The 18562-nt window shown below is 66.7% G+C and carries 19 protein-coding genes and 4 tRNA genes; 1 reads left to right on the top strand and 22 read right to left on the bottom strand.

What is annotated here, in order from left to right:
* Positions 1 to 98: 98 nt before the first annotated feature.
* The 22 genes from QK444_RS00990 to QK444_RS00885 all read right to left on the bottom strand — a co-directional run bounded on the left by QK444_RS00990 (position 99) and on the right by QK444_RS00885 (position 17897).
* Complete coding sequence (locus QK444_RS00990) at positions 99 to 905, bottom strand: hypothetical protein (RefSeq protein WP_282776100.1); 807 nt, start codon at positions 903 to 905, stop codon at positions 99 to 101.
* A 28-nt stretch (positions 906 to 933) separates the two neighbouring features.
* A complete protein-coding gene (locus QK444_RS00985) occupies positions 934 to 2196 on the bottom strand; it encodes an MCE family protein (RefSeq protein WP_282776098.1) in 1263 nt (420 codons plus the stop codon).
* Positions 2193 to 3500, bottom strand: coding sequence for an MCE family protein (locus QK444_RS00980; protein WP_282776096.1), 1308 nt, complete (start codon positions 3498 to 3500; stop codon positions 2193 to 2195). Before QK444_RS00980 ends, QK444_RS00985 begins: the two co-directional genes overlap by 4 nt.
* A complete protein-coding gene (locus QK444_RS00975) occupies positions 3497 to 4753 on the bottom strand; it encodes an MCE family protein (protein WP_282776094.1) in 1257 nt (418 codons plus the stop codon). The genes QK444_RS00980 and QK444_RS00975 overlap by 4 nt, the downstream gene beginning before the upstream one ends.
* Before the next feature lie 2 nt (positions 4754 to 4755).
* Positions 4756 to 5763, bottom strand: coding sequence for an MCE family protein (locus QK444_RS00970; protein WP_282776092.1), 1008 nt, complete (start codon positions 5761 to 5763; stop codon positions 4756 to 4758).
* The gene (locus QK444_RS00965; RefSeq protein ID WP_282776090.1) at positions 5763 to 6842 is read right to left on the bottom strand and encodes an MCE family protein; all 1080 of its coding nucleotides are present in this window, start codon (positions 6840 to 6842) and stop codon (positions 5763 to 5765) included. Before QK444_RS00965 ends, QK444_RS00970 begins: the two co-directional genes overlap by 1 nt.
* Positions 6839 to 8191, bottom strand: coding sequence for an MCE family protein (locus QK444_RS00960; protein WP_282776088.1), 1353 nt, complete (start codon positions 8189 to 8191; stop codon positions 6839 to 6841). Before QK444_RS00960 ends, QK444_RS00965 begins: the two co-directional genes overlap by 4 nt.
* 10 nt (positions 8192 to 8201) lie before the next feature.
* Entirely contained in the window at positions 8202 to 9068 is an 867-nt protein-coding gene (locus QK444_RS00955) for an ABC transporter permease (protein WP_029925925.1), read from the bottom strand.
* 3 nt (positions 9069 to 9071) lie between these two features.
* Entirely contained in the window at positions 9072 to 9866 is a 795-nt protein-coding gene (locus QK444_RS00950; protein WP_282776084.1) for an ABC transporter permease, read from the bottom strand.
* A 10-nt stretch (positions 9867 to 9876) separates the two neighbouring features.
* On the bottom strand, positions 9877 to 10929 hold the full coding sequence (locus tag QK444_RS00945) for an ATP-binding cassette domain-containing protein (protein WP_282776083.1): 1053 nt from the start codon (positions 10927 to 10929) through the stop codon (positions 9877 to 9879).
* Positions 10930 to 11196: 267 nt separating this feature from the next.
* Complete coding sequence (gene rplL, locus QK444_RS00940) at positions 11197 to 11583, bottom strand: 50S ribosomal protein L7/L12 (protein WP_029925930.1); 387 nt, start codon at positions 11581 to 11583, stop codon at positions 11197 to 11199.
* A 71-nt stretch (positions 11584 to 11654) separates the two neighbouring features.
* Positions 11655 to 12185: a 50S ribosomal protein L10 gene (gene rplJ, locus QK444_RS00935; protein WP_029925932.1), complete on the bottom strand. Its 531-nt coding sequence runs from the start codon at positions 12183 to 12185 to the stop codon at positions 11655 to 11657.
* A gap of 493 nt (positions 12186 to 12678) precedes the next feature.
* Positions 12679 to 13392, bottom strand: a complete 714-nt coding sequence (gene rplA, locus QK444_RS00930; RefSeq protein WP_029925934.1) for a 50S ribosomal protein L1 — start codon at positions 13390 to 13392, stop codon at positions 12679 to 12681.
* Positions 13393 to 13536: 144 nt separating this feature from the next.
* Positions 13537 to 13971, bottom strand: a complete 435-nt coding sequence (gene rplK / locus QK444_RS00925; RefSeq protein WP_029925936.1) for a 50S ribosomal protein L11 — start codon at positions 13969 to 13971, stop codon at positions 13537 to 13539.
* 172 nt (positions 13972 to 14143) lie between these two features.
* The gene (gene nusG, locus QK444_RS00920; protein ID WP_282776154.1) at positions 14144 to 14929 is read right to left on the bottom strand and encodes a transcription termination/antitermination protein NusG; all 786 of its coding nucleotides are present in this window, start codon (positions 14927 to 14929) and stop codon (positions 14144 to 14146) included.
* Between the two features lie 131 nt (positions 14930 to 15060).
* On the bottom strand, positions 15061 to 15447 hold the full coding sequence (gene secE / locus QK444_RS00915) for a preprotein translocase subunit SecE (RefSeq protein ID WP_282776079.1): 387 nt from the start codon (positions 15445 to 15447) through the stop codon (positions 15061 to 15063).
* 31 nt (positions 15448 to 15478) lie between these two features.
* A tRNA-Trp gene (locus tag QK444_RS00910) sits at positions 15479 to 15551 on the bottom strand.
* A gap of 205 nt (positions 15552 to 15756) precedes the next feature.
* Complete coding sequence (locus tag QK444_RS00905; protein ID WP_282776152.1) at positions 15757 to 16812, bottom strand: fused (3R)-hydroxyacyl-ACP dehydratase subunits HadA/HadB; 1056 nt, start codon at positions 16810 to 16812, stop codon at positions 15757 to 15759.
* Between the two features lie 222 nt (positions 16813 to 17034).
* Positions 17035 to 17205: a 50S ribosomal protein L33 gene (rpmG, locus tag QK444_RS00900; RefSeq protein ID WP_029925945.1), complete on the bottom strand. Its 171-nt coding sequence runs from the start codon at positions 17203 to 17205 to the stop codon at positions 17035 to 17037.
* 41 nt (positions 17206 to 17246) lie between these two features.
* Positions 17247 to 17319, bottom strand: a tRNA-Met gene (locus QK444_RS00895).
* A 79-nt stretch (positions 17320 to 17398) separates the two neighbouring features.
* Positions 17399 to 17471 (bottom strand) — tRNA-Thr (locus QK444_RS00890).
* A gap of 343 nt (positions 17472 to 17814) precedes the next feature.
* Positions 17815 to 17897 (bottom strand) — tRNA-Tyr (locus tag QK444_RS00885).
* A 142-nt stretch (positions 17898 to 18039) separates the two neighbouring features.
* On the opposite strand from QK444_RS00885, the gene QK444_RS00880 reads away from it, so the two are divergent.
* Positions 18040 to 18531, top strand: a complete 492-nt coding sequence (locus QK444_RS00880) for a YajQ family cyclic di-GMP-binding protein (protein WP_039817512.1) — start codon at positions 18040 to 18042, stop codon at positions 18529 to 18531.
* The last annotated feature ends 31 nt before the right edge of the window (positions 18532 to 18562 follow it).

Genomic DNA, 18562 nt, shown 5'->3' with positions numbered 1-18562 from the left:
AGGGCGCGGCGGGAGGACGAGTCCTGTGGCGTGCCGGAGGTGCGGCGCTTGGGGGTGACGCGGTTGACGGGTCGCTTGTCGGCCATGGTCGCTGCCTCCTATCGGCCCGGCTCTTGCGGCTGCTGATCGTTCGACTGCTGCTCCGCGGCCACCGGCTGCTCGCCGGGCTGCGGCTGCTCGCCGGGCTGGGACTGCTCGCCGGGCTGCGGCTGCTCGCCGGGCTGGGACTGCTCGCCGGACTCGGGCTGGCCACCGGACTCGGGCTGGCCACCGGACTCGGGCTGGCCACCGGACTCAGGCTGGCCACCGGACTCGGGCTGCTCGGCGGGTGCGGGCTCGGTGGGCAGCGCGCCCGCGTCGAGCGATACCGGCTCGCCCAGGTTCCGCGCCTGCTCGGCCTTCCAGGTGTCGCCTTCCTTCACCATGTCCAGATTCCACAGTTGGCGGAAGGTGGCGGGTTGGCCGCCGGGCCAGGCGCGGGTGATGCGCAGCACGACGAAGGCGGTGGCGCGGTCGTTCTCGCTGGCGAGCGAGGTGACGGTGGCGCCCTCCACCTCCGACCGCATACGCGTCTGCGCCTCGGCGACCTGGGCTTTCAGCGAATCGAGGTCCTTGGTCTGCTCCTCCCGGAGCGCACCGGTGGTGGAGGACAGCATGGTCCGCAGCGATCCGTCGACGTCGTCGGGGTCGAAGGTCATGAGGTTGACCGCGGCCTGCCGGGCGTCGTTCAAGGCGGTGTCGCGAGCGTCGGCGCGGCCGTTGTCCTGCACGAGCCCGCCCACGATCCAGGCGTAGCCGAACCACACCGCCGCCACCGCCGCCACCGCGAGCAGGGCGACGGCGGCCACCGTGACACCCGTGCGCACGGAGCGGTCGACGGATTCGCTGTCGTGTTGCTGACTCACGCCGTCACCATACTTTCCGCCGGATTCCTCACCGTTTCGGCGTCACGCCGAGCAGCGTGGCCAGTTGGGTGGCGACCGGATTGAGATTCAGCTTGTCCGGATCGACCTTGGGGTTGTCGTCCCACGGCTGGGGAACGCTCGGATCGGCGAACTCGGCCCGTTCACCACCGCGCACGGCCGTCGGATTACCTTGCGGCACCAGGCATTTGGCCTCGGTATTGAACGGGAAGTCGTCGCGGCTGTCGTCGAAATCCGGGTTCTGCGCCCGCATCTCGTCCAGAATCCGCTGGGTGCCCTCGTAGCCGACGGTGCAGGCGGGCGGATTGTTGGTCTCCAGCACCAGGCCGAAGTGGGTGGTGCCGTCGCCGGGAGCGGTCGCGGACGCGCCGATGGACAGCAGCGGCAGCATCTGCAGCACCGGGCCGAGCGCGTAGAACTTCGGCGAGATGGTGAGCAGCAGGGTGCGCAGGTTCGCCAGGTCGCGAGTGAGCGCGTCACCGCTCTCCCGCAGCAGCTGCGAGATCTGGCTGCCCGCGTCGGTGCCGGTGCCGATCAGCCGCCGCACATCCGGATCGCTGGAGCGCAGCTGCGCCGAGAGCCGGTCCAGGCCGTCGCTGAACTGCCGGATGGCCGGGGACTGTTCGGCCTGGGTGGTCAGCACCGTCTGCGCGTCCCGGATGAGCCGCAGGGTCTGCGGCAGCGCGTCCACGCCGGTCTCGGTGAACCGGGCCAGCGAATCCACCAGCACCTGGAGTTCGTCGCCCTTGCCGTCGAACGCCTTGCCGAGTTCGGTGATGGTGGTGGACAGCGCCACCAGGTCGGTGCTGCTGGCGAAGTGATTCACGCTGGCGAGCAGATCCTCGACCGGGATCGGGGTCCGCGCGCCGTCGATGACGGAGCCGTCCCGCAGGTACGGCGCACCCGCGGTGCTGGGCACCAGGTCCACGTACTGCTCACCGATGGCGGAACGGTTGGCCACCACGGCTTTCGCGCTCCGCGGCACCTTGGGCGCGCCGGAGTCCAGCTCGAGCGTGATCAGCACGCCGTCGGGGATGATCTCCTGCTTGCCGACCCGGCCCACCGGAACGCCCCGGTAGGTGACCTCCGCGCCCGGGGACAGATTGCCCGTGGTCGCCTGCTTGTCGTCGGTGTCGACGATCCGCACCTGCACCCGGTACAGGCCGAAGCCCAGCATATTGTCCAGGCGCACGTATTTCGCGCCAACGAACACCACGCCGAGCACGGCGATCAGCCCGAAGGCGATCAGCTGGTAGCGCACCAGTTTGCTCATCGCGGACCACCCACTCCCAGCTGGTCGAGCAGTGAACCGAGCGGATCGGTCGGAATGGGCAGTCCGGCTGGGAGCTGCGGGCGCACCACGGTGGGCGGCAGCGGCAGCAGCGAGACCGTCGGCCAGCCCGGACGCGGACCGTTGCCGTTGTAGTACGGATTGGATCCGTCCACCGGCACCGGCCGTCCGTTCGGCGGGATGTACACCGGGTCCTGTTTGCCCACACCGAGATTCGACAGCAGCGTGCCGATCTGCAGGTCCACCGACAGCCAGGTGTTGACCTGTCCGCCGAAGGCGGACTTGATGGCCTCGTCCGGGAACGGGTAGGTCGGTATGAGCGGGAACGCGGTGACCAGGTCGTCGGCGCCGCTACCCAGCGCCTGCAGGGTGGGGCGCAGCGAGTTGAGGTCGCGGATCAGGTCGTCCTTGGAGTTGTCCAGGACATCGAATCCGGCCTGGCCGACCCGGTCCAGCTGGCCGAGCAGCTGGATCAGCTGCGGCCGCTGCTCCTCCAGAATCCGGATGCCCGTGGGCAATTCGTCGAGCACCTGCGAGATCTGGGTGGTCTGCCCGCTCAGGCGACTGCTCAGGGTGTCGAGCCCGTCCAGTGCGCGGGTGATGTCGTCGACCTGCTGGTTCAGCCCGTCGATCAGGGTGTTCGCCTGCTCCAGCAGATCGCGCACCGTGCTCTCGCGACCCTCGAGCGCCTTGTTCAACTCCACCACGATGGGCTGCAACTGCGCCACGCCGCCGCCGTTGAGCAGCAGGGACAGCGCGCCGAGCACCTGCTCCACCTCGGTCGCGGTGCGGGTGTTCGCCACCGGGATGACCGCGTTGTCGGCCAGCTTGGCCGCGGCGGGATCGTGGGTGGGCACCGACAGTTCGATGAACTTCTCGCCCAGCAGATTCGTCTGCCGCACCTCGGCGCGGGCGTTGGCGGGCAGGTCCACCGAATTTCGCACCACGGCCTTGACGCTGGCGGTCCAGCCGTCCGGCGCGAGTTCGATCGTGTCGACGCGGCCCACCGCCACCCCGTCCACCTTGACCGTGGACTGCGGCACCAGATCCAGCACATCGGCGAAGCGGATGTCGAGGTGCAGCGGATCGTCGCCGACGCTCGGCCCGCCGGGCAGCGGAATGCTGTACGCGCCGTCACCGCATCCGGCCAGCAGCGTCACCGCACTCAGTGCGGTCGCAACGGCGGCAACGCGGCGGCCGAACGCACCGCCGCGAAGGCGGCCGAACGCACCGCCGCGGCGGCGGGTTCCGGCCGCCAGCGCGCGCGGACGACGGGGAGCGCTCATCGCTGTCCACCTCCTTGCGACGGCGGGGCCTGGTCCGACGGATTGCCGGGCACGGTGCCCGGCACCGGGGCACGCTGCTGGTTCTCGCCGCTGAGGATGCCGAACGGCAGGATCAGCGACGGTGTGGTCACGCCCGCGGTGATCTGCGCGGCAATCGTCTCGCAGTGATCGAGGATGGGCCGCATCTGCCGGGTGATGGCGTCGAACTTCGGGTCGCCCGGGCGCAGCTTGCCCAGATCCAGCATCTTGCAGATGACCCCGAAGGGGTCTTGCAGATCGGTGAAGTTCGGGCGCATGTCGAGGGTGCCGGTCTCACCGTTGTGCACATTGATCAGATTGCTCAGCGCGGTCGGGATGAGTGGCAGCGCCGCGGCCAGATCCTCGCGTTGGTCGGCGAGGGTCTGGGTGAGCTGGGTCAGCGCGTCGGCATTGGCCTGCACCAGTTCCCGGTTGTCGTCGATGAACCGGGCCACGTCGCCGAGCGCGACGGACAGCAGGTTCAGCGCGTCACCGAGGGTGCTGCGTTCGTCGGCGAGGAAGCCCGCCAGATCGGCCAGCTGCGCGTTGAACTGCCGCACCTGGGCGTCGTTGCGCGCCAGCGCCGTCACGAACACCTGCAGGTTCTTCACCGTGTCGAAGATGTCGGATCGCGAATCACCCAGCACCGCGGCGGCTTTGGACAGCTGCTCGAAGCTGTTGGCCAGCGCCTCGCCGTTTCCGGCCAGATTGGCGGAGGTGGTGCGCACCAGCTCGTTGAGCGCACCGTCGGCGTTCGCGCCATCGGGTCCGAGCGCGTCGGAGAGTTCGGTGATGCTCCGGTAGAGCCGGTCCACCTCGACCGGGGTGGCGGTGCGCTCCTTCGGAATGGTCGCCTCGCGCCCCATCTTCGGCCCGCCCCGGTACACCGGCGTGAGCTGGATGTAGCGGTCCGACACCACCGAGGGCGTGATCTGCGCGGCCTTGGCGTCGGCCGGGATGTCGTATTCGCGATCGACGCTCATGACGATCTTCACCTGATCGCCCATGGGCTCGATGGAGTCGACGCGACCCACCGGCACGCCGAGGATGCGCACATCGGAGCCCTCGTAGATGCCGATGGACTTGTCGAAGTAGGCGGTGATCCGGGTGGTGGTGAACCTGTCGAAACCCCACCACGCCACGGCGGCGATGAGCACCGCGCCCGCTACGGCGGCGGCGAGAATCGCCCTGCCGCGCGAGGATTCCCGCAGGCCGGTCAGCACGTCGCGAGCCATGCCTAGCCTCCCATCTTCCGGATCGGCTCGCGGTAGCCGGGCACTTCCGGCAGCGCGGGCGGAATCAGGTTGGTGATCACCGCGTCGAACCAGCGGCCGGTGCCGAGCACATTGGCGTAGAGGCCGTAGAAGGGCGCGGCCAGTGTCAGCGTCTTGGAGATGTCGGCCTGGTGGGCATTGAGGATGTCGATGGTCTTGCGGAGATTGGTGAGCGCGGGCCCGATCTGTTCCTCGTTGTCGTGCACCAGCGCGCTCAGTTCCGCGCCGATGGTCTTCGCGCCCGTGAGCAGCTGCCGGATCGCCTGCTGCCGGATATTGAGTTCGGCCAGCAGCTGTCCGCCGTTCGCGAGCAGCCGTTCGAATTCGGCATTGCGGTCGGCGAGCACCTGACTGGTCTGCTTGGTGGCGGCGAACAGGGTGCGCAGCTTCTCGTCCCGCTTGGCGATGGACTCCGAGAGCCGGGCGACGCCGTCGATGGAGCCGCGGATCTCCGGCGGGGTCGCCGAGAACGCCTCCGACAGCACCCGCATGCTCTGGGCCAGCTGCGCGGTGTCGGTCTGCTCGATGTCCTCGGCGGCGTCGCTGAAGGCGTCCACCACGTCGTAGGGGGATACGGTGCGCGACAGCGGGATTCGCGCGGAGGGGTCGGCCGCGCCGGAGCCCTTGGGGTCCAGGGCCAGATACTTCTGGCCCAGCAGCGTCTTGATCTGGATGGAGGCGGTGGTCTCGTTGCCGATCCAGGCGTCCTGGGTGCGGAAGTCCACCAGCACCCGGTCGCCGTCGAGCCGCACATCCTGGACGGAGCCGACCTTGACGCCCGCGATGCGGACCTCGTTGCCCTGCTTCAGCCCGGCGGCCTCGGAGAACTCCGCGGTGTACTTGGTGCCCGCGCCGATGATGGGCAGCCGGTCCAGGCTGAACGCGGTCATGGTCACCAGCAGCACCATGGCCAGGCCGATCCCGCCCATGAAGGCCGGGCTGCGCGCGCCGAGTACGGTCCGGTCGTCCATCAGCGGCCTCCCTTTCCGTGGCAGCGCGGCGCCGGGTTGGTGTAGATCGGCTGGTTGATGGTGGGCATGTCGGCGGGCAGGTTCAGCTGCGGCGCGTCCGGCACACCCGGCCCGGCGACGATGTCGATGCCGCACAGGTAGAACTGGAACCAGGAGCCGTAACTCGCGGCCCTGCCGAGCTTCTCCATCTTGATGGGCAGATTCGTCAGTCCCTCGTCGACCTCGGGCTGCCGGGCATTGAGGGTGCCGGTGAGCTGGTTGAGGCCGGCAATCGCGCCCTGCAGATTGGGTCGGGTCGGCACCAGTAGGTCCGCGGTGGCGGCGGCCAGATCGCCCAGGGAGCTGACCGCCCGGCCGATGGTGCCGCGTTCGGCGTTCAGTCCGGAGATCAGCGCCTCGGTGTTGACGATCAACTGATCCAGCTGCCCGTCCCGCGAATTGACGGCGTCCAGCACGGCGTTCAGGTTCTCCACCACCGCGCCGATCACCGCGTCCTTGTCGGCGATCTTGTTGGTGAGGCTGGCGGTGCTGGCCACCAGATCCCGGATAGTGCCGGATTCGCCCTGGAAGACCTGGATGATCTCGTAGGACAGTTTGTTCACGTCATCCGGTGTCAGGGTCTGGAACAGCGGCCGGAAGCCGTTGAACAGCTCGGTGAGGTTGAGTGCGGGCGTGGTGCGCTCCAGCGGGATGGTGGCGCCCTCGTTGATCTTGCGCCCCTGCTCCCCCGCGCCCTGCTCCAGCGCGATATAGCGCTGCCCCACCAGATTCCGGTACTTGATGGTGGCCGTGGTGGAGGCGGGCAGCCAGTCGCGGTCGTTGAGTTCGAACCGCACCTCGGCCAGCCGCCGCTCCACGATGGACACCCCGGTCACCTTGCCGACCCGCACCCCGGCGATGCGCACCTCGTCGCCCGGATTGAGCGAGGTGACATCGGTGAAGCGAGCCTTGAACTCGGTGCCGCCGCCGGTGTAGTTGGCGATGGTCAGGCCCAGCACGCCGGTGGCCAGCACGGTCACCACCACGAAGGCGATGAGCTTGGCCAGGGTGGGGCCGAGGCCGCGCAGCTTGTCGGTCATCGCACGCTCACCTCACTGCCGCGCAGGGCCGGGGCCGCGATCCGGGTCACCCAGCTCGGCACCTCGTCCGGCGAGACGCCGTGTGCCGCACCGTAGATCGCGCCGAGGGTCTGCTGTTCGGCGGGCGATCCGACGGAGCTGGGAGCGAATGGTCCGTACACGCGGTACTGGGGTTCGGGCATGAGTCCGATGCTCTGGTCGCCGGGGTTGCGGCTGGGCGGCTGGTAGGAGCCGTCGTTGCCGGAGCCGTTGGTGTACTGGCCCGGGTCCACGCCGAGCGGATACTCCGGGATGCACATGGCCCCACGGGGATCGAACCAGCGCGGCTCGTCCTGGTTGGGCAGGTAGCGGCCGCGCGGATTGACGATCTCCACGGACACGCGCGAGCCCGGAAGATCGGTGCCCTTGCCGAAGATGTCGTCGATGCGCGGCTTCATCTGCGCGAAGTTCGCCAGCGCGCAGGAGTAGCCGGGCGAGTACTTCGCCAGCGCCTCCAGTGCGGGCCGGGCGTCGGCGGCCACGTCGATGATGTTGTCGCGGTTGGCGATCAGGAAGTCGGCGGTGGTCGCGGCGCTCGGGGTGAGCGTGGCCAGCAGGGTGTCGATCTGCGAACGCTGCTGCACGATGGTGGCATTGGTGGTGCGCAGATTGTCCAGCGCGGAGACCAGCTGCGGGGCGGCGTCGGCGTAGGTGTCGGCGACGGTGGCGAACTGGCGCAGATCCTCTTGCAGCGTCGGCAGTTCCACATTCACCTCGGTGAAGATGCGGTGCAGGCGGTCGATGGTGTTGCCGAGTTCCTCGCCCCGGCCCTGCAACGCCTGCGAGAGCGCGCCCAGCGTGGAGGCCAGGTACTGCGGCGGCACCGCCTGCAACAGCGGCAGCAGATTGTCCAACAGCTGACTCACCTCGACGGCATTGCCGGAGGTGTCCTGCCGCAGGGTGACATCCTCGGTCAGCGTGCCGGTCGGGTTCTCCGGCCACACCAGGTCCACGTACTTCTCGCCGAAGAGGGTTTTCGGCAGCAGCCGGGCGGTGACATTGGCCGGGATCTGTTCGGCCCGATCCGGATCGATGGCCAGGTGCAGGGTGACCTCGCCGTCGCTGAAATCGCTGGAGCGCACCTCGCCCACCGTGATGCCGCGAACCTTCACATCCGCGTTGCGGGTCAACGCGTTTCCGACCGTGTCGGTGATGAGGTCGACCCGCACGGTCTCCACGAACGCCTTGTTGTAGACGGCGATCGTGGTGCTGAGGAACAGCGCCATCACCACGAAGAACAGCACCCCGAGGGTCCGGGTGCGCAATGTCTCCGTGGACCGCCACAGTTGCACGCGCCTCGGATTGCTCATGCTGTCTCACTCATCCGGCCACCCGCACCGTCGTGGTCGTGCCCCAAATCGCCAGGGACAGGAAGAAATCGAGAATGTTCACCAGCACGATCGCAGCGCGCACCGCGCGTCCCACGGCCACGCCGACACCCGCCGGACCGCCGGTGGCGTTGAAGCCGTAATAGCAGTGCACCAGGATGATGACGAAGGCGAATACCAATACCTTGAGGAACGAATAGAGCACGTCCTCGGGTGGTAGGAACAAACTGAAATAGTGGTCGTAGGAGCCGCTGCTCTGCCCGTTGAAATAGATGCTGATCGACCGCGACGCCAGATAGGTGCCCAGCAGGCCGACGATATAGAGCGGAATGACGGCCAGGAAGCCCGCGATCACCCGGGTGGTCACCAGGAACGGCACGCCCGGCACCGCCATCACCTCGAGCGCGTCGATCTCCTCGGAGATGCGCATGGCGCCCAATTGCGCGGTGAATCCACAGCCCACCGTCGCCGAGAGGGCCAGCGCCGCGACCAGCGGCGCGAGTTCACGGGTGTTGATGTAACCGGTCAGGAAGCCGGTGAGCACGCCGGAACCGAGGGCGTCGAGCGCCTTGAAGCCCTGTAGACCCACCACCACGCCGACCGACGCCGACATGAACACGATGACGCCGATGGTGCCACCGATCACCGCCAGCGCGCCCGATCCGAAGGTCACCTCGGCCAGCAGCCGCATGACCTCCTTGCGGTAGTGCACGGCCGTGCGCGGAATCCAGGCGATGGCACGGGTGTAGAACGACATCTGATCGCCCGCGCGGTCGATGACGTTCACCGGCGATTTGAGCACGCCGACCACCCGGCGCGCCGACCGACCGAGGGGTGTGGTGCGCTGCGCGACGACCATGGATCACGCGCCCTTGGCGGGGACGACCTGAAGATAGATCAGGGTGAGGATCAGGTTCAGGAAGAAGAGGACCAGGAATGTGATCACCACGGATTGATTCACCGCGTCACCTACTCCTTTCGGACCCCCTTTCGGATGCAACCCCTTGTACGAGGCGATGACCGCCGCGACCAATCCGAAGATGGCCGCTTTGATCTCGCCGATCCACAGATCCGGCAGCTGCGCCAGCGCGGAGAACGACGCCAGATACGCGCCCGGCGTACCACCCTGCAACCCCACGTTGAAGAAATAGCCGCCCGCGATGCCGACCACCGAGACCAGGCCGTTGAGCAGCAGCGCCACCAGCATCATGCCCAGCACCCGCGGCACCACCAGGCGCTGCACCGGATCGATGCCGAGCACCTCCATGGCGTCGATCTCCTCGCGGATGGTGCGCGAGCCGAGATCGGCGGCCACGGCCGATCCGGCGGCGCCGGCGATGATCAGCGCGGTCACCACCGGAGCCGCTTGCTGGACGGTTGCGAGCACACTGGTCGCGCCGGTGAACGACTCCGCGCCGAGCTGCTTGATGAGCGAGCCGGTCTGCAGGGCGACCACCGCGCCGAACGGGATTGCCACCAGGGCGGCCGGGAGGATCGAGACGCTCGCGATGAACCACGACTGCTCGACGAACTCCCGCCACTGGAAAGGCCGGCGAAAGGTCTTGCGCGCCACGTCGAGCAGCAGCGCGAAAATGTTGCCAGCTTGGGCAAGTCCCGACTCGACCGGTGTGCGCAGCCGTGTCAGGGATCGATTCACGGGCCGTATGTTACCCGTTAGTCAGGTCGTGTCCAGCCGTAGTGTCGTAGGCGCCCTGGTAGGCGGGAATGACCTGCGTGTCGCCGTTTTCGTCGAGGGACTCCTGAATGGCGACCTGGGCGGCGTGCGGCAGCGTGTGCATGATCTGGCGCACCCGCTCGCGACGGCGGTGCACCGCCTGACGCACCGGCATACCCGGGGTCGCCCGCATCTGCGGAATGATGCCCTCGACCTCTTCGGCGCCGCCGGCGTGGTGACCGGAGTCGAACATGGCCTGCTCGCGCGCCATCTGGGCCTCGTCCTTCTCCTCGGACATGCCGATGGGACCCTGCATGCGGCCGTTGAGGAACTGCTTGACCACCGGTTCCTCCGAGGTGAGCAGCACCTCGCGGGGGCCGAACATGACCAGTTGCCGACGGAACAGCATGCCGATGTTGTCGGGCACCGAACGGGCCAGGTTGATGTTGTGGGTCACGATCAGGATCGTGGCGTCGATCTGCGAGTTGATATCGATCAGCAGCTGCGACAGATAGGTGGTGCGGACCGGGTCCAGACCGGAGTCGGGCTCGTCGACGAGGATGATCTGCGGATCCAGCACCAGCGCGCGGGCCAACCCGGCGCGCTTACGCATACCGCCGGAGATCTCACCCGGGAGCTTGCCCTCCGCGCCGAGCAGACCGGTCAGCTCCAGCTTCTCCATGACGATCTTCTTGATGTCCGACTCGGACTTCTTGGTGTGCTCCCGCAACGGGAAGGCCACATTGTCGAAGAGGTTCATCGAGCCGAACAGCGCGCCGTCCTGGAACAGCACGCCGAAGAGCTTGCGGATCTCGTAGAGTTCCTTGTTGGAGCAGGTGGTGATGTCGGTGCCGTCGATGTAGATGGACCCGCGCTCCGGGCGCAGCAGACCGATCAGTGACTTCAGGAAGACGGATTTACCGGTACCGGACGGGCCGAGCAGAGCGCTGACTTCCCCCGGCGGCAGGGTCAGAGTGACATCCTGCCAAATACGCTGCGAACCGAACGACTTGGTGATGCCTTCGGTCCTGACCTCGACGCCCACGCCAACCTCCACAATTCTCCGACGAGCGCACTACTGCGGCAGACCACGGGTTACTTCGCGCGGTGTGGCGCATCACAGTAGGTCCGGTCACTGTATCGCATGTGACCCGTCCCGGACACCGGGACCTGACTCACGAGTAGAAACAACTGTTCGTGATCGTCGATCACGGCACGATCACAATGGTGAGCCGACATCGGATACCGGTATCGGAAATACGAAAAGGGCGGCCCCGTGACGGGACCGCCCTTCGCGGCGTGTGCCGTGAAATTACTTCACGGAAACCTTGGCGCCGGCCTCTTCCAGCTTGGCCTTGGCGGCATCGGCGGCGTCCTTGGCGACCTTCTCCAGGATCGGCTTCGGGGCACCCTCGACCAGGTCCTTGGCTTCCTTCAGGCCCAGGCCGGAGACGATCTCGCGGACCACCTTGATGACCTGGATCTTCTTGTCGCCGGCACCCTCGAGGATGACGTCGAACTCGTCCTGCTCCTCGGCGGCCTCGGCGCCACCGGCGGCCGGGGCACCGCCGACAGCGGCGACGGCGACCGGAGCGGCCGCGGTGACCTCGAACTTCTCCTCGAACGCCTTCAGGAACTCCGAGAGCTCCAGCAGGGTCATGTTGCCGATTTCCTCGAGCAGCTGCTCAACGTTGGCCATTGTGCTTCCTTTCGGTGGTGATCATCGCCGCGCGGCGGCGACGACATGCTTGTGGTGGTGAGGTGCAGCCGTCAGGCCGCTTCGCCCTCGTTGCGCTTCTTCTCTTCCAGCGCAGCGACCAGGCGGGCGGTCTTCGAAGCCGGGGCGGCGAACAGCCCGGCGGCCTTGTAGAGGTTGCCCTTCATGGCGCCGGCCAGCTTGGCCAGCAGGACCTCGCGGGACTCCAGGTCGGCGATCTTCTCGACCTCGGACACGGACAGCGCGGCGCCGTCCATGTAGCCGCCCTTGATGACCAGCTGCTTGTTGTCCTTGGCGAACTGCTTCAGGGCCTTCGCGGCATCGACCGGCTCACCGGAAATGAAGGTGATCGCGGTCGGACCGACGAACAAGTCATCCAGGCCAGTGACGCCCGCCTCGGCGGCGGCCAGCTTGACCAGGGTGTTCTTGGCGACGGAGTAGGTAGCGTTCGCACCCAGCGCACGACGCAGCTCGGTGATCTTGCCGACCGACAAGCCACGGTACTCCGTGACAACGGCGGCCGTGGATCCCTTGAACTGCTCCGCGATCTCCGCGACCGCGGTGACCTTCTCGGGCTTGGCCATACTTCGCCTCCTCTCTGGATGGTCGGTTCTCGATGAACTACCGACGTCCGGTGGGAGGCCCGGAGACAAAGCAAACGCCCCGGACGCAGAGTGGTCCCGGGGCGTACAAGAAACATATGGCGAGGTGATTCGCGATGTTTCCCAACCTCGGCTCTCCCTGCGTGGGCCGCCGGCAATATCGCCGGACCTTCGACTGCCTGACGGCAGCGACCAACGGTCTTCGGTAGAACGATTGGGGTGGACATCGAACGCGTCGATGACCGTGGATCAGAATAGCCGAAGGGCCACCCATCCGCCAAAACGGGGGTCGGTGACCCTCGCCTCGAGCGCAGCGGCCCACACGGCGGGCCGTCCGCGCCCTCGCACGGGGATCTGGGGGGCGAGGTCCCACAGCTACCCCCCGTGCGCGAACCCGACGGGTGCGCAAAGCAAAGAGCCGGTGCGGAATTCCGCACCGGCTCTTCGTTTTCGCGTTGCTACGCGACCGGGAGGATTACGCGTCCTCGTCGGTCAGGTTGCGGGTGCGGTTCGGGTCCACCGGGATGCCCGGTCCGGTGTTGGTCGAAATCGTCACCTTCTTGACGTAGCGGCCCTTCGCGGTGGAGGGCTTCACGCGCAGGATCTCCTCGAGGGCGGCGCCGTAGTTCTCGACCAGCTTGGTGTCGTCGAAGGACGCCTTGCCGATCACGAAGTGCAGGTTGGCCTGCTTGTCGACGCGGAAGTTGATCTTACCGCCCTTGATGTCGTTGACGGCCTTGGTCACGTCGGGGGTGACGGTGCCGGTCTTCGGGTTCGGCATCAGGCCGCGGGGGCCCAGCACGCGCGCGATCCGGCCGACCTTGGCCATCTGATCCGGGGTGGCGATGGCGGCGTCGAAATCCAGCCAGCCGCCCTGGATGCGCTCGATCAGGTCCTCGGCGCCGACGGCGTCCGCACCGGCGGCCTCGGCCTCGGCGGCCTTGTCGCCGACCGCGAACACGATGACGCGGGCGGTCTTACCGGTGCCGTGCGGCAGGTTGACGGTGCCGCGGACCATCTGGTCGGCCTTGCGGGGGTCGACGCCCAGACGGACGGCGACCTCGACGGTCGCGTCGGTCTTCTTGGTGGCGGTCTCCTTCGCCAAGCGGGTGGCCGCCAGCGGGGAGTACAGCTGCGAGCGGTCGACCTTGGCGGCCGCCTCGAGGTAAGCCTTGCTTCGTTTTGCCATGATTGTCTGTCCTTGTCTCAGTCAGAAGTGGTGCGGGACTGGCCGTCCCTCCCACGGGAGCCTGTATCCAACTGCGGCATTCGCGGGGTCCTACGTGGTTACGCAGGCTGCCGCCTCCGGACCCTGAGCGCATGCCGCGAAGGCTCACTCCGCGATGGTGATACCCATCGAGCGGGCGGTGCCAGCGATGATCTTCGCCGCGGCGTCGATGTCGTTGGCGTTCAGGTCTTCCTGCTTGGTCTTGGCGATCTCACGGATCTGGTCCATGGTGACCTGGGCGACCTTGTTGCGGTGCGGCTCGGCCGAACCCTTCTGCACACCGGCGGCCTTGAGCAGCAGCTTGGCGGCGGGCGGGGTCTTCAGCTTGAAGTCGAACGAGCGGTCTTCGTAGACCGTGATCTCGACCGGGATGACGTTGCCGCGCTGCGACTCGGTCGCGGCGTTGTACGCCTTGCAGAACTCCATGATGTTGACGCCGTGCTGACCCAGCGCCGGACCGACCGGCGGAGCCGGGTTGGCCTGGCCGGCCTGGATCTGGAGCTTGATGAGCCCAGCGACCTTCTTCTTCTTCGGGGGCATCTTTCTTCCTTGGGTAGGTTCCTTACGGATTCCCGTAAGCCTTATCCGGGACATGCGCCCATTCGCGCTCCGAATGTCAAGTCGAAACGCAGGCGCAACCCGGCAAGTCTACGCGGACGCGAAAAAGGCGGTGATACCGGCCCGTCGGCCGGATATCACCGCCCGATCGCGCTTAAATCTTGGCGACCTGGGTGAAGGCCAGTTCGACCGGAGTCTCGCGGCCGAAGATCGAGACCAGCACCTTCAGCTTCTGCTGCTCGGCATTGACCTCGGAGATGCTGGCCGGCAGCGTCGCGAACGGACCGTCCATGACGGTGACCGACTCGCCGACCTCGAAATCGACCTCGATGACCGGCTTGGCGGGCGCGGCCTCGCCACCGGCGGCGGGGGTCGCGGCGGCAGCGGCGGCAGCCGGGGCGGCCTTCTTCTGCTGCGCGGCCGGAACCAGGAACTTCACCACGTCGTTGATCGACAGCGGGGACGGCCGCGAGGTCGCGCCCACGAATCCGGTGACGCCGGGGGTATTGCGCACCGCACCCCACGACTCGTCGTTCAGATCCATGCGGACCAGGATGTAGCCCGGCAGCACCTTGCGATTGACGTTCTTCTTCTGGCCGTTCTTGATCTCGGTGACCTCTTCGGTCGGAACCTCGACCTGGAAGATGTAGTCCTCGAGACCGAGGTTCTGAACGCGGGTCTCGAGATTGGCCTTCACCTTGTTCTCGTATCCCGCGTAGGAGTGCACGACATACCAGTCGCCGGGGGCGCGACGCAGCGCGGCCTTCATCTCCGCGACCGGGTCGGCGGGCTCGGCGTCAACGGGCTCGGCGGCTACGGGCGCGGCGGGCTCAGCTTCCGCGGTCGGCGCAGCGGCCGCGGATTCCTCGACGCTCTCGGTGGCCTCCACCGTGTCGTCGACCGGGAATTCGTCGGTTGTGCCGTTCTCCGGGGTGCTCACTGGGCACTCGCTTTCCTGTGTCGTCACGTACATCCTGTGCGCGCCGGGTGTCTTACCCGGCGGATGGCTCCGCCCTCTCGGACATTCGGCCGAACCACCTGTCCGCGACGGTACCCGGCGTCGGCGGTCAGCTAGCCGAACAGCCAGTCGACACCCTTCACGAACGCCACATCCAATCCGGCGATGAACGCGACCATGAAGACCACGAACACCAGGACCACGCTCGTATAGGTGATCATCTGCTTGCGGTTCGGCCAGATGACCTTGCGCAGTTCCGAGATGACCTCTTTGAGGAACTTCACCAGGCGCTTGAACGGATTGCCCGAACGACCCGTGTCGGCCTTCGCCTTCTTGGACGGCCGGTCGATGGTCGCGACCGGACCCGTCGAGGTCTTCGTCAGCGACGGCGTCGAGGCCGCGGTACGTGTCCGCCGGGCGGAACGCTTGCCGCTCGGACGAGCCACCGCGGTGTCCTCGCCATCCTCGGCAGCGCCGTGGCGATCATCCCGCTCGCTCACGTCGATCCTCTCTCGTCGCTGGCATTCAGGGCAGGGGCGACAGGACTTGAACCTGCAACCTGCGGTTTTGGAGACCGCTGCTCTGCCAATTGAGCTACGCCCCTTCGGCTGAACAGAGTTGTCGGTCGTCCAGCCACCGTTACATATTCATTTTTACCCGAGGATTCAATCCCCGGACAGGCGGGGAACACAACACGCGCGCCGCTCCTCCGAGCAGCGCGCAGCGGCTGGTGACCCCAGATTTCCGAGTGTACGGGAAGCACATCGGGAATCGCCAATCGGGTACGCGGCCTGTGTCGTGTGCCTCGGTCAGGCCAGCTGCACCGTGGCGGTGGCGCGGCCGAAGATCTTGCGGCCCTGGGACTTGGCGACGATGGCGACGACGGCCGTCTTGGTCTCCGGGTCCATCGACTTCACCTTGCCGGTGTACTCGATCTCGGCGGCCCGGTCCACGGGGACGTAGACGGGGCTGGTGAAGCGGACGTTGTATTCCTTGACCGCGCCCGGATTGCCCAGCCAGGAGGTGACGAAGCCGCCGCCCAGGCCCATGGTGAGCATGCCGTGCGCCACCACGTTCTCCAGGCCGACGAGCTTGCAGACGTCGTCGCTCCAGTGGATCGGGTTGGCGTCGCCGGAGACGCCGGCGTAGTTCACCAGATCGCCGCGGGTGAGCCGGACGATGCGGGTGGGCAGCTCCTGGCCGACGGTGACGTCGTCGAAGCGGATGGCGTGCTTGGCGGGCACATCACCCTGGATCTGCTGGACCGGAACCGGGGTTACGTGCACCTGGTCCTCTGCATCGGCGTCCGCCTGGTGGTCGGGCCGCTCATCCGGGCCGATGCCGTGCATGAGCACATTGCGCACCGCGTCGGAGAGATTGGGATCGATGTCACCGCCGCTGCGGCCGATCAGGGTGGTGTAGGTGGTGAGCACCAGCTCGTCGTTCTGCGCGACCACGTCGTTGCGGGTGACGATGATGTCGCCGCCGAACGCCTGCCGGAACGAGTGCAGGTAGACGATGCAGGACAGCCGGTCACCGGCCTTGATGGGACGGTGGAACTCCAGGATCTGATCGGTCTGCATGATCTGGCTCAGGTCGTAACCGGTGACGACCTGTTCGAACAGCTTGCGCTGGGCCAGGATTCCGACCAGGGAGATGAAGGTGAGCGGCGCGACCAGACCGTCGTAGCCGTACTCCCGCGCGGCATCCTCGTCCCAGTGCACCGGGTGGTAGTCCTGCACGGCGCGGGCGTATTCGCGCACCTTCTCGCGGCCGACCTCGTAGTAGTCGGCCACGCGGTAGTGGTGGCCCACCATGGCGGCGGCGTGTGCGGCGGGATCGAAAGCTTCACCCGAATCGACCATGTCGGCCTCGATATCCTGTGCGGCCTCGGAATTGAGAGTCACGGCAGAGTTGAGAGTCACGGCAGAGAAGTCCCTATCTGATCCCAACCCGGGATCGGCGGAGCGCTGAACCACCGCTATATACACCAAGTGCCGGACCGGGGCCACTGTCCCTGTGTAGGAGGGACGTAGCGGCTTACCGTTCCGGCACTTCTTCCACGCGGTAGAGCGCGCGGGGTTAAGTTAGCGGGATTCGCGGTGCGCCCGGTGGGTACCGCAGTTCGGGCAGAACTTCTTCAGTTCCAACCGATCCGGGTCGTTCCGGCGGTTCTTCTTGGTGATGTAGTTGCGGTGCTTGCACTGCTCGCAGGCCAAGGTGATCTTTGGCCGGATATCAGTGGACTTCGCGGCCACGATTTGCCTTCTTTCCGGTCAGCCTGATGGGTATCAGTATGTAGCGATGGCCGGACTCGAACCGGCGACACAACGATTATGAGTCGTTTGCTCTACCGCCTGAGCTACACCGCCTTACGCGCGGTATTGGCAGCAGCGACGGCCCGGTCATTCTTCAGGGAGTGCCGAGTCGGTCACCACCGGCAATCCGGCGAGCCCCCTAACGGAATCGAACCGTTGACCTTTTCCTTACCATGGAAACGCTCTGCCGACTGAGCTAAGGGGGCATGTCTACTTGGCTCCGACCCGAGGGGCGGGGCGCTGAAGACTTGAACGAGGTTACACAACATCTCACCACAACTCCAAACCGCCTGGTCAACCGCGATTTGACCGCCATTCGCGGAGCAGCCCCGCCGTCGGTTCGCGGCGTGTCTCGGTTCTGGACTGACCGGAGCGGAGGAGCGAAGCGGGGGAGCGGAGGGAGGGAAGAACCGAGACCTGCAGCGCCGCGAACCCGCCCGGAGCGAAGCGGAGGGCAAATCGAACACAGCACCCGCCCGGGGCGAAGCGGAGGGCAAATAGATACAGCAGAACCCCTTGGGACCGGTTCGGTCCCAAGGGGTTCGAGTGTGGCAGGTGTAGGATTCGAACCTACGTAGGCTCTCGCCGACAGATTTACAGTCTGCTCCCATTGGCCGCTCGGGCAACCTGCCTGGGTACGCCTTGCAGCGCGGTGACGAGAATACATCGAACCCCCGCCCGGAATGCAAACCGGCTGGAAAACGCGGTGTCCGACGGACTACGGTCGGCGTTCGAACCCCCCACAAACTTCCGATCTCGGACAGGAGCACAAGCGTGGCCGATTCATCGTTCGATGTCGTCAGCAAGGTCGACCGACAGGAGGTGGACAATGCGCTCAACCAGGCGGCCAAGGAGCTGAACACCCGCTACGACTTCCGCGGGACCGGTGCGGGCATCGAATGGTCCGGCGAGGAGAAGATCGTGATCCAGGCCGAGTCCGAGGATCGCGTGAAGGCGGCGCTGGAGGTGTTCAAGGAGAAGCTGATCCGCCGCGACATCTCGCTCAAGGCGTTCGACGCGGGTGATCCGCAGGCCTCCGGCAAGGTGTACAAGATCACAGGAACCCTGGTGCAGGGCATCTCCCAGGACAACGCGAAGAAGATCTCCAAGAAGATCCGCGACGAGGGGCCCAAGGGCGTGAAGGCGCAGATCCAGGGCGAGGAACTGCGGGTCAGCTCCAAGAGTCGCGACGACCTCCAGGCCGTGATCTCGCTGCTGAAGAACAGCGATTTCGAGGTGGCGCTGCAGTTCGTGAACTACCGCTAGCAGCGCGACATCCGCGTCGGAGCGGAGTCCG

This window comes from Nocardia sp. CC201C (genome assembly GCF_030010695.1).
Taxonomy (GTDB): Bacteria; Actinomycetota; Actinomycetes; order Mycobacteriales; family Mycobacteriaceae; genus Nocardia; species Nocardia otitidiscaviarum.
The sequence above is the reverse complement of the archived record's forward strand: the minus strand, read 5'-3'. Positions and strand labels throughout refer to the sequence as shown.

Coding starts and splice junctions, on each gene's coding strand:
- QK444_RS00985 (WP_282776098.1), bottom strand. CDS start 2,196: ATGAGCAAACTGGTGCGCTACCAGCTGATCGCCTTCGGGCTGATCGCC.
- QK444_RS00980 (WP_282776096.1), bottom strand. CDS start 3,500: ATGAGCGCTCCCCGTCGTCCGCGCGCGCTGGCGGCCGGAACCCGCCGC.
- QK444_RS00975 (WP_282776094.1), bottom strand. CDS start 4,753: ATGGCTCGCGACGTGCTGACCGGCCTGCGGGAATCCTCGCGCGGCAGG.
- QK444_RS00970 (WP_282776092.1), bottom strand. CDS start 5,763: ATGGACGACCGGACCGTACTCGGCGCGCGCAGCCCGGCCTTCATGGGC.
- QK444_RS00965 (WP_282776090.1), bottom strand. CDS start 6,842: ATGACCGACAAGCTGCGCGGCCTCGGCCCCACCCTGGCCAAGCTCATC.
- QK444_RS00960 (WP_282776088.1), bottom strand. CDS start 8,191: ATGAGCAATCCGAGGCGCGTGCAACTGTGGCGGTCCACGGAGACATTG.
- QK444_RS00955 (WP_029925925.1), bottom strand. CDS start 9,068: ATGGTCGTCGCGCAGCGCACCACACCCCTCGGTCGGTCGGCGCGCCGG.
- rplL (WP_029925930.1), bottom strand. CDS start 11,583: ATGGCCAACGTTGAGCAGCTGCTCGAGGAAATCGGCAACATGACCCTG.
- rplJ (WP_029925932.1), bottom strand. CDS start 12,185: ATGGCCAAGCCCGAGAAGGTCACCGCGGTCGCGGAGATCGCGGAGCAG.
- rplA (WP_029925934.1), bottom strand. CDS start 13,392: ATGGCAAAACGAAGCAAGGCTTACCTCGAGGCGGCCGCCAAGGTCGAC.
- rplK (WP_029925936.1), bottom strand. CDS start 13,971: ATGCCCCCGAAGAAGAAGAAGGTCGCTGGGCTCATCAAGCTCCAGATC.
- QK444_RS00905 (WP_282776152.1), bottom strand. CDS start 16,812: ATGGTCGATTCGGGTGAAGCTTTCGATCCCGCCGCACACGCCGCCGCC.